A 9269-nucleotide genomic window follows, 5' to 3' on the forward strand; every position below is an offset into this window, starting at 1 on the left:
GCCGTGGTAACGCCATGATCGATCGAGGGGCGCAGATCGCCGTCCCAGCTGGCCTGGCCGTCATAATGGGTGTGAACGTCGATAAAGCCCGGCGTGACGATCTGGCCCCTGGCGTCGATCGTGCGTTTCGCATCGCCAATATCATTGCCGATGGCCGCGATACGCCCGCCGGTAATGCCAATATCGGTCCACACGGCCGGGCCGCCCGTGCCGTCGAATACCAGACCGCCCTCGATTTTCAGATCAAACATCACTTCATCTCCCCTGACGCTCAATTGGCCGCGTCGATTATATGGCTTCGTGTGTGTCACTCTTTTTCACCCGATCAAGGGCGCGGAACAAGCCCGCAAGCGCCCCGCCGGAAATCAGATGCCAGATGCTCCAGGTCGCGGTCATCGCCGCGGCGCCGCCAATTCCGTCGAACTGGCTGAGCAGAATCAACAGACCCAGCCCGCTATTCTGGATGCCGACCTCGAAGGTCAGGGCCCGCCGCCGCGCGATATCGAGCCGCAGCAGCCGCGCCGATCCGGCACCAAGTGCGAAGGCACTGGCATTGTGAATAATGGCGATCGGCACGACGATAGCGCCGGCAGCGATCAGGACATTCCAGTTCTGCTGCACCCCGACCGCAACCAGCAGCACCAGCGACAACAGGGAGATCGGCGACAGGACCTTGCGCATCTTCGCCGCTGTGTCCGGGAATTTCGCCGCGACCAGCATGCCGGCTGCCAGCGGCAGGGCCAGCAGGGAGAGGGTCTGCACCAGGAAGGGGATGGCATCGACATGCAGTGTGTGCACGAGGGCGGCAGTCGGCGGGTAGAGGCTCGACCAGAACAGGATGGAGACCGGCGTCGCAATCGCCGAGCTGACGCTGGAAATCGCGGTCAGCGAGACCGAATAGGCCGTATTGCCGCGCGCGAAATGGGTCAGGATATTGGAGACATTGCCGCCGGGGCAGCTGGCGACGATGATCATGCCCAGCGCGACGCTGGCAGGCGGCGAAATGATCAGGATCAGCCCCATCGTCACCAGCGGCAGGCCGATGATCTGGGCCAGCACGCCGCCCAGAATCCGGACCGGCTGGCGCCGCACGGCATGGAAGTCCTCCAGCCGCAGGGAAAGCGCGACGGTGAACATCATCCCGATCAGGATCAGCGCGATCGCCCCGCGAATTTCGTCATTCAGAATGACCCGCAGATCGTCGATCGCAACTGTGTCCATGATTTCCGGCCTCGCTTCCCCGCTGACCCCGCAGTGTGCAGGGAAACGCCGGTGCGGCAATTGCCGACATCAGCGCGCGTTACAGCCCTGTAATCTTTCCCCACGACAAAAAAGGTCGCCAAGTTTGGCTGCCTCGCCTATCGTCCGTCCGCACACTGATAGAGGTCTGCACGACAGAATACTTGTCGTTGCACACGGTCGATTGGGCGACAGGATCTCAATGGTTTCATCCGGCCTGGATGAAGGGTGTGCGATGAAAATTACTCCAGCACACCGCGGTCTTTGGGGGACTGTTTCTATGGGACGCAAACGATTTGACGAGATGCCCTGCGCGATCGCGCAGACCCTGAATCAAGTTGGCGATTGGTGGACTTTGCTGATCGTCAGGGATGCCATGAAAGGCGCCCGGAGATTCAGCGATTTTCACGAAAGCACCGGCATTGCGAAGAATATCCTGACGGACCGGCTCAACAAGCTGGTCGAAAACAATATCATGGCGCGCGAGGAAGTCGGCGTGCGTGGTCACCGGCAGGAATATATCCTCACCAGGCGCGGCGAAGCCCTGCTTCCCATCCTGATCGCGATGCAGCAATGGGGCGATGAATGGGTCTATGGCCAGCAGGGCCGTCCGGTGGAATTGATCGATCTGCGCACGGGCGAAAAACTGGCGCCTCTGGCTGTCGCCAATGAGAGCGGCGAAGCCGTGTCCCATCACGATATCGGCACCGTGCCGGAATGCGCCGTCATCACGGAATCCCGGGCGGCACGCAGCTCAAGCTGACCAGTCTGCACGCAGACATGGAAAACATCGACATGAACGCCGTTCACCGCTTATTCTGAGTTCAGGATCCGGGAGGGGATGATTCATGACCATGATAATGAAGGCCGCCGCGCTGGTCGCACTGGCAACAAGTCTGGCCGCCTGTGGCGGACCGCAGGAGCGCGACCTTACCAGCGCCGACCGCAGCTACCAGAACCAGCTGATCGAACGCCTGATCGATGCCAGGCCCGGCGATGTGATCGAAATTCCCGAGGGCGTGTTTGCTTTCGACCGTTCGCTCAGCCTCACCGTTGACGGCATCACCCTGCGTGGCCAGGGCCCGGACCGGACCATATTGACCTTCCAGGACCAGGTTCAGGGCGCTGAAGGCCTGCTGGTCACGGCCAGCGATTTCACCATTGAAAACCTTGCCATCGAGGACACGGTCGGCGATGGCCTGAAAATCAATGAGGGCGAGAATATCATCATCCGTGGCGTCCGCGTCGAATGGACCGCCGGCCCGCGCACCGAAAATGGCGCCTACGGCATCTACCCGGTGCAGACGCGCAATGTGCTGATCGAAGACTCCATCGCGATCGGCGCCTCTGATGCCGGGATTTATGTCGGGCAGTCGCGCAATGTCGTCATCCGCCGCAATCGTGCCGAGCGCAATGTCGCCGGCATCGAGGTCGAGAACACGATCGGTGCCGATGTCTATGACAATGTCGCCACGGAAAATACCGGCGGCATCCTGGTCTTCAATATGCCCAACCTGCCGCAGCCCGGCTCGCAGACGCGGGTCTATAACAATCATGTTTTTGCCAATAATACCGGCAATTTCGGCCATGCCGGCACGCCGGTCGCCAGCATTCCGGCCGGCTCGGGCATTGTCGTGAACTCCAATGATCTGGTCGAGATCTTCGACAATGATATTTCGGATAATCGCACCGCGAATATCATCATCTCCAGCCTGCACTCGACGGGCTATTCCAGCTATTCGGTCCAGGATGATTTCGACCCCTATCCCGAAGGCATCTATATCCATGGCAACCGCTTCACCGGTGGCGGCGACAATCCGGACGGGCTCGAGCTGCAGGGGTTGAAGCTCCTCGTCGCCGGACCACTCGGCCGCATGCCGGACGTTTTGTGGGATGGTTATCGCGATGACGCCAAACTGGTCGATGGCGTAATGCCGGACGATTTGCGCATCTGTCTCGAAAATGGTGAGTCCGAGCTGGTCAATGCCGACGGGCCGAATGACTACGCCGCGCCGGCCGTCACGACCGACCAGCACCGCTGCACCCTGCCGCGCCTGCCGGTGATCGAGCTGGCATCGGCCCAGTGACACGCCCGCTCTCCATGCGTCTGGCTGTGATCGTGATCGCGGCGCTGGCCCTGACCGCTTGCGGCGGGCCGGCGCCGTCATCACCGCATTTCATCGCCGAGGGCAATCCGCCCCTGCTGAGCGATTGGGGGATGATGGCGTCGAACGGGCGCGCGCTGACCCTGGGCGCCGGCGTCGAGCCCTATGATCTGGTGACGCCGCTGTTCAGCGATTATGCCCACAAGCAGCGCACGATCTGGATGCCCGAAGGTGTCAGTGCGGAATATCGCGAGGATGACGTGCTCGACTTCCCGGTCGGTACGGTCATCACCAAGACCTTCTATTATCCGCGCGGCAATGGCGAGGATGAAGTCCTGCGCACGCTCGACCACGCACCAGGCTGGCGGGCTGACGGGCTCGATCTCGCTGGGATCCGCCTGGTCGAGACGCGCATCCTGGTGCGTCGCGACGCGGGCTGGAGCGCCCTGCCCTATGTCTGGAATGCCGAACAGACCGAGGCCCGCCTCGCCCGCGCCGGTGATATCCAGCGCCTGACCCTGGTGTCGCCGGGTGGCGCGCGCGAGGGCTTCGCCTATGCGGTGCCGACCAGCAATCAATGCGCCGGCTGCCACGCTATCAATAATACGACGCGGGAGATCGAACCGATCGGTCCGGCGCCGCGCCATCTCAACCGTGACTTCGCCTATCCCGATGGCGCCGAAAATCAGCTCGCGCACCTGACCGCCGCCGGCTATCTGGCCGACTGGCCCGGTGCCGGCAACACGCCGCGCGCCGCCGATTATCTCGACCTTGCGGCCACACTCGATGATCGCGCCCGCAGCTATCTCGACATCAATTGCGCCCATTGTCACAACGCCGCCGGCCCGGCCGATACATCCGGCCTGCATCTGCGCCACGACACGCCGGACGGCCCCAATCTCGGCTTCTGCAAGCCACCGATTGCGGCCGGTGGCGGCACGGGCGACAGGCCCTTTGCGATCACACCGGGCCAGCCCGACCAGTCCATCCTGCTCTACCGGATGGAAATCAATGACCCCGGTTCATTGATGCCGGAACTCGGCCGCGCCGTGAGGCATGATGAAGGCCTCGCCCTGCTCACCGAATGGATCGGCGCCATGCAGGCCCGCTGTACCGAATAGGCCGGGCAGGCCTGACCGATTTCACCTGAGGCGCGAATTTGCCCAACCTCTTCTCTTGAGAGGCGGGACGGGTCGCGATAAAGTCAACGCCCATGGCGCCCCATTCCGGACGCGCCGTTCGGGGGAGAGACTTGATGACATTGACACTGATTGCAGCAGCCTTCGCCCTGCTGTCCACACCGGCCGAAACCCTGGTCGAGAACGCGCTTCATATCCAGGCCGGCGAAATGAGCTACACCACTTTCTTCGAAGCCGATGGCAGCTATACGACCGATGTCGGTATCGCTGGCACCTGGACCCTGGTTGATGGCGAAATGTGCGTCGTGCGCAGCACGGGCGAGAGCGGCTGCCAGCCCGTTGCCGATTCGCTCGCTCTCGGCGACAGCTGGAGCGGCACCAATCCCGCCACCGGCGCGACCGTGACCTATACCGTCATCGCTCGCGACTAGATCCGGCCGGTATTGCAGACTTTCAGCCCCGGCGGCCCCGCGCTGCCGGGGCATTTTATTGCTGCGGCCGGCCGCTGGCAGCACGTTCACCGCCTGGCTGGCGCCGTGAAGCAACTATTTGACTTCGCAGCCGAATAACCCGCATGGTTAAAATTAATTAATCCAGTCATTAGGGAGAACAATCATGTTCAAGGAATTCAAAGACTTCGCCATGCGTGGCAATGTTGTCGACCTCGCCGTCGGCTTCATTCTCGGTGGCGCCTTCTCGACCATCGTCAAATCACTCGTCACCGATATCCTGATGCCGATCATTGGCATGCTGATGGGCGGGGTCAATTTTTCCGGCCTCTTCATCGCGCTCAATAACGAGACTTATGCCAGTCTGGCCGAGGCCCAGGAAGCCGGTGCCGCCACGATCAATTATGGCATCTTCATCGACAATGTGATCAGCTTCATCATCGTCGCCTTCGCCCTCTTCCTGATCATCAAGGGCATCAATTCGATGAAAAAAGAAGAAGCTGCCGCACCGGAAGCCCCGGCCGCGCCATCGACGGACCAGGTTCTGCTGATGGAAATCCGCGACCTGCTCGCCAAGAAGTAAGACCCGCAGAACACCCAGAACAAACCCCGCGGACCGCCTGATCCGCGGGGTTTTTCGTGTCTGGGTGCCAGACGATTTTACTCGCCGAAAGAACCCGCCGCGCCGGGGAAGACGACCGGCGTTTCCGAGCCATCAAGCGCGACCGCGGACACGCCGAAATAATAATTGTCGATGACCACATTCTCGAGCGTGTATTCGCCAACCGGTCCGACGAAACGGCTATAGGTCCATTGCGGCTGATCGGTCAGGCGCCAATGGACGCGATAACCGGCCAGATTGGCCGCCGCCGGGCCTTCAGCCAATGTCCAGCTGAGATGGGTCGAGGGCTGGACCGCGCCCTCGATCGTGACATTGGCGGGGACCGGCGGTGCGCCGGCAATCTGCGCCATGACAGCGATATTGAGCGCCGTCAGCTTGGCCGCATAGTCGAAATCAACCCCCTCGATCGTATCGCCATAAACCCGGCCATCCTCGGTGCGCAGATCCTGGTGCTGGCGGTCATAATGCTCATTGGTTTCCATGATGCGCACGCCGGGAATGCCAACGGCATTGAAGGGGCGGTGATGGCCGCCGCGGCCAAAGCGGTCGAGGCGGTAGACCATCATGACATCGAGATTGGGGATGTATTGATCGGCGGTGCGGTCAACCATGCGCGCCAGATTGCGCGACGGGCTGTCGACCTCGCCGCCGGTAAAACGTCGGGCCCTCGCCTCTTCCGGCGTTTCGACATCGCGCGTGCCTTCGGAGAAGACGCGGGCGGTGGCATTATTGGTGACGCCGTTGATGCCGGAGATATTGCCGATCATGTCGTTATTGAGCACGGCCTTGATGCGCCAGCCTTCGGCGAGCGCATGGGCGGCGAGGATCTGGCCGCCAAACAGGCCCTGCTCCTCGCCCGACAGGCCGGTATAGATGATCGAGCCGTCAAACTCGTGCTGGCTGAGCACGCGCGCCGCTTCCAGAACGCCGGCCATGCCGGAGGCATTGTCATTGGCGCCGGGACTGTCGGATGTGCCGTCGAGCGGATCGGTGACGCGGCTGTCGATATCGCCGGACATCAGCACATAGCGGTCCGGATCGATGCGGCCACGCTGGATGGCGACGACACTCACGACATCGGTCGGCTCGGGAATGCGGGTCTCGCCGGAAATCGTGTCAGAGACATACATCACCTCCAGGCAGCCGCCACAATCGGCGGAGATGCGCTCGAATTCGTCATGGATCCAGCGCCGGGCGGCACCGATGCCGCGCGTATCACTCTCGGTCTCCGACAGGGTATGACGCGTGCCGAAACCGGCCAGGGTCCGGATATCCGCCTCGATGCGGTCGGGCGAGACGGCAGCGACATAGTCGTGCACGGCGAGAACTTCGGCCGGCGGTGCGTGTTGCGCGCTCTGCGCCTTGGCCTGGGCAGTACCGCCCACCAGTATCAGCGAGGCGGCCAGGAGCGTGTATCGATGCATGGATTCCCCAATTCAAGTTGAGCTCTCACCAGTGTTGGCGCGCCGCGGGGCCAGGTCAAGCGTTGGCGGGACTGAACGCAGCGGACATGCCCGGGGAGCACTTGACACAAACTTGCCAAAATCGGCGTGACACCCCATAGTTGTCAGGCGAATTAGGGGTGAACGTGGACTTTTTCCAAGCCATAGCTAGCGTGTTTCGGAATTCCTTCAACTTTGAGGGACGCGCCGCACGCGGCGAGTTCTGGAAATGGGTCCTGTTTCGCTACGGGACCGTCCTCGCCATCGCGATAGTCGCGGTGATGCGGGCCTATAACCAAGGCTATCATGATGGCCTGGAAGCCAGTTTGCCGTCCTCGGCCGTAGGGGCTGCGGGCAGGATTGGCCTCGCCGATAACTTGCCGCCGTTTGGAACGCTGGCTATGGGCTTTCTGATGCTGACCTTCATCCCCAATGCCGCCGTATCGATCCGGCGTCTGCACGATATCGGGCGATCCGGATGGTGGTTCGTCGCGCTCAACGTCATCCCAATCGGTGGAATCCTGCTGTTTGTGTTCTATCTCCAGCGAAGCTCGGCCGGAATGAATGGGTATGAGAATGAGCGACACCTCGCCCCCCTTCTTGCGCCGCGGAACGGTCCCTTCTCCGAAGCCTGAGCCAGCCAGTCCCGTGTTACGGGATGCCGAACGGTGCTCCGGACTATTCCAAGCGCAGTCAGGCCGAAAGGGCGGACAGCTTGGCGCGGGCACCGATCCACGCTTCCAGCCGGTCTCGATCGGGAATGCCGATCTGGCCATAACCGGGTTCAACCAGGCCGAGTTTCTGCAAGACAGCCAGCGCCTTGCCGCTGGACACACGGGAGACGCCAAGCGCAAAGGCCAGCTCGGTCTGGGTACAGCGGACGCAGGCTGACGGGCGTGACGATGAGCGCGACATCTGCCAGATCAGCTTGGCCGCGCGCACGGGCAGCGGCAATCGGCGCATATCATCGATCAGCTCCATCGCCGCGTGCAGGCGTCCGGTTACCGCGGTGAGCATGATCCGGCTCAGTTCAGGCTCCTCGGCGAGGATGGCATCGAAAGCCGTGCGGCTGATCTGGTCGACCACGGTCTCGCCGATCGCGACCGCATCATGGGTGCGCGGCAAATCGGCAAACAGGGAAAATTCGCCGAAACACTGGCCCGGCCCCATCACGGTGATGACGATATAGGAACCATCACTGCCCGGATTGCCGAAGCGCACCGATCCGGAGCGCACCATGGACAGGCCGGGCCTGACATCGCCGCGGGCGTGGATCAGGGCGCGGTCGGCATAGCGTACCGGGCTACCGCCGGCGCGCAGCCGCTGCGCCAGCCGAGGCGTCAGCAGATCGCCCAGCGCCGTCATACCAAAATCGAGCAGGTCGGCCATTCGGGCTCCAATTGCAAACTTATTGGCATTCTTGCGGCCAGCCTGGGGGTAAATCAATCCCATCAGACGGGCTGGCCATCGGCCCGGTGGAGCTGTGCCATGAAACCGGAATATTTCGCCGTCCTCGCCGTCTTCTTTACCTTCGTGGTGCTGGAAATCCTGTTGACCGGCTTCTTCCGCAAGCCGGGCCAGACGCGCGATGATGTCTGGGTCGAGCTGGTGTCCGGCTTTGGCCTGATCCTGCTGATCCAGCCCATGGCGGTGTTTGGCGGTGGTCTGATCGCCAGCCTGGTGGCGCCGCAAGCCCAGGGCATGCTCTCGACCTGGCCGGTCCTGGCCCAGCTGGCCCTGCTGCTGATCTTCGACGATCTGTCGCAATACTGGTGGCACCGCGCCTCTCACACCTTCCCCTGGCTCTACAAGCTGCACCGGCCGCACCATAATGCCGAATACCTCTCCATCCGCGTCGTCTACCGCAATAACCTGTTCTATTACATGTTGATGCCCGGCCTGTGGCTGTCCGGCGCGCTGATCTATCTCGGGCTGGGCTGGGTCTATGCCGCCTATCTCGTGGTCAAGATGAGCGTGATTTTCGCCGCCCATTCCGACGTGCGCTGGGACGAACCGCTCTATCGCATCAAATGGCTCTCGCCGCTGATGTGGGTCGTCGAGCGCACGATCTCGACCCCGGCCACCCACAGCGCCCATCATGGCAAACATGCCGATGACGGCATCACCCATTACAAGGGCAATTTCGGCAATTTGCTGTTTTTCTGGGACGTTCTTTTCGGCACCGCCAAGATCACCCGGCGCTACCCGGAAAAGCTCGGCGTCGAGGATTTGCCACCGACCAGTGTGGGCGAGCAGCTGATCTGGCCGTTGAT

At 62.0% G+C, this 9269-nt stretch carries 11 protein-coding genes; 7 read left to right on the top strand and 4 right to left on the bottom strand.

The annotated features are described in order from the left end of the window. Both AAC023_RS11955 and AAC023_RS11960 read right to left on the bottom strand, forming a co-directional pair. The coding region (locus AAC023_RS11955; RefSeq protein WP_339741431.1) for an amidohydrolase family protein at positions 1–251 on the bottom strand (251 nt) is incomplete at its 3' end. 37 nt (positions 252–288) lie between these two features. Further along, entirely contained in the window at positions 289–1221 is a 933-nt protein-coding gene (locus AAC023_RS11960; protein WP_339741432.1) for a bile acid:sodium symporter, read from the bottom strand. A gap of 322 nt (positions 1222–1543) precedes the next feature. Here AAC023_RS11960 and AAC023_RS11965 point away from each other — a divergent pair, with 322 nt between their 5' ends. From AAC023_RS11965 to mscL, 5 genes are all read left to right on the top strand, one after another. After that, complete coding sequence (locus AAC023_RS11965) at positions 1544–2002, top strand: helix-turn-helix domain-containing protein (RefSeq protein ID WP_339741441.1); 459 nt, start codon at positions 1544–1546, stop codon at positions 2000–2002. An 85-nt stretch (positions 2003–2087) separates the two neighbouring features. Continuing rightward, the gene (locus tag AAC023_RS11970; protein WP_339741433.1) at positions 2088–3326 is read left to right on the top strand and encodes a parallel beta-helix domain-containing protein; all 1239 of its coding nucleotides are present in this window, start codon (positions 2088–2090) and stop codon (positions 3324–3326) included. After that, on the top strand, positions 3323–4465 hold the full coding sequence (locus tag AAC023_RS11975; RefSeq protein ID WP_339741434.1) for an SO2930 family diheme c-type cytochrome: 1143 nt from the start codon (positions 3323–3325) through the stop codon (positions 4463–4465). Before AAC023_RS11970 ends, AAC023_RS11975 begins: the two co-directional genes overlap by 4 nt. A 134-nt stretch (positions 4466–4599) precedes the next feature. After that, on the top strand, positions 4600–4914 hold the full coding sequence (locus AAC023_RS11980) for a hypothetical protein (protein ID WP_339741435.1): 315 nt from the start codon (positions 4600–4602) through the stop codon (positions 4912–4914). 184 nt (positions 4915–5098) lie between these two features. Next, on the top strand, positions 5099–5515 hold the full coding sequence (mscL, locus tag AAC023_RS11985; protein ID WP_339741436.1) for a large conductance mechanosensitive channel protein MscL: 417 nt from the start codon (positions 5099–5101) through the stop codon (positions 5513–5515). A 77-nt stretch (positions 5516–5592) separates the two neighbouring features. Here the strand turns inward: mscL and AAC023_RS11990 are convergent, their stop codons facing one another. Next, complete coding sequence (locus tag AAC023_RS11990) at positions 5593–6978, bottom strand: M28 family metallopeptidase (RefSeq protein WP_339741437.1); 1386 nt, start codon at positions 6976–6978, stop codon at positions 5593–5595. Between the two features lie 158 nt (positions 6979–7136). Here AAC023_RS11990 and AAC023_RS11995 point away from each other — a divergent pair, with 158 nt between their 5' ends. Continuing rightward, the gene (locus AAC023_RS11995) at positions 7137–7631 is read left to right on the top strand and encodes a DUF805 domain-containing protein (protein WP_339741438.1); all 495 of its coding nucleotides are present in this window, start codon (positions 7137–7139) and stop codon (positions 7629–7631) included. Between the two features lie 58 nt (positions 7632–7689). Here the strand turns inward: AAC023_RS11995 and AAC023_RS12000 are convergent, their stop codons facing one another. Next, the gene (locus AAC023_RS12000; RefSeq protein ID WP_339741439.1) at positions 7690–8385 is read right to left on the bottom strand and encodes a Crp/Fnr family transcriptional regulator; all 696 of its coding nucleotides are present in this window, start codon (positions 8383–8385) and stop codon (positions 7690–7692) included. A 99-nt stretch (positions 8386–8484) separates the two neighbouring features. On the opposite strand from AAC023_RS12000, the gene AAC023_RS12005 reads away from it, so the two are divergent. Beyond that, the coding region (locus AAC023_RS12005) for a sterol desaturase family protein (RefSeq protein ID WP_339741440.1) at positions 8485–9269 on the top strand (785 nt) is incomplete at its 3' end.

Origin of the sequence: uncultured Maricaulis sp. (assembly GCF_963976135.1) — a bacterium.
Taxonomy (GTDB): Bacteria; Pseudomonadota; Alphaproteobacteria; order Caulobacterales; family Maricaulaceae; genus Maricaulis.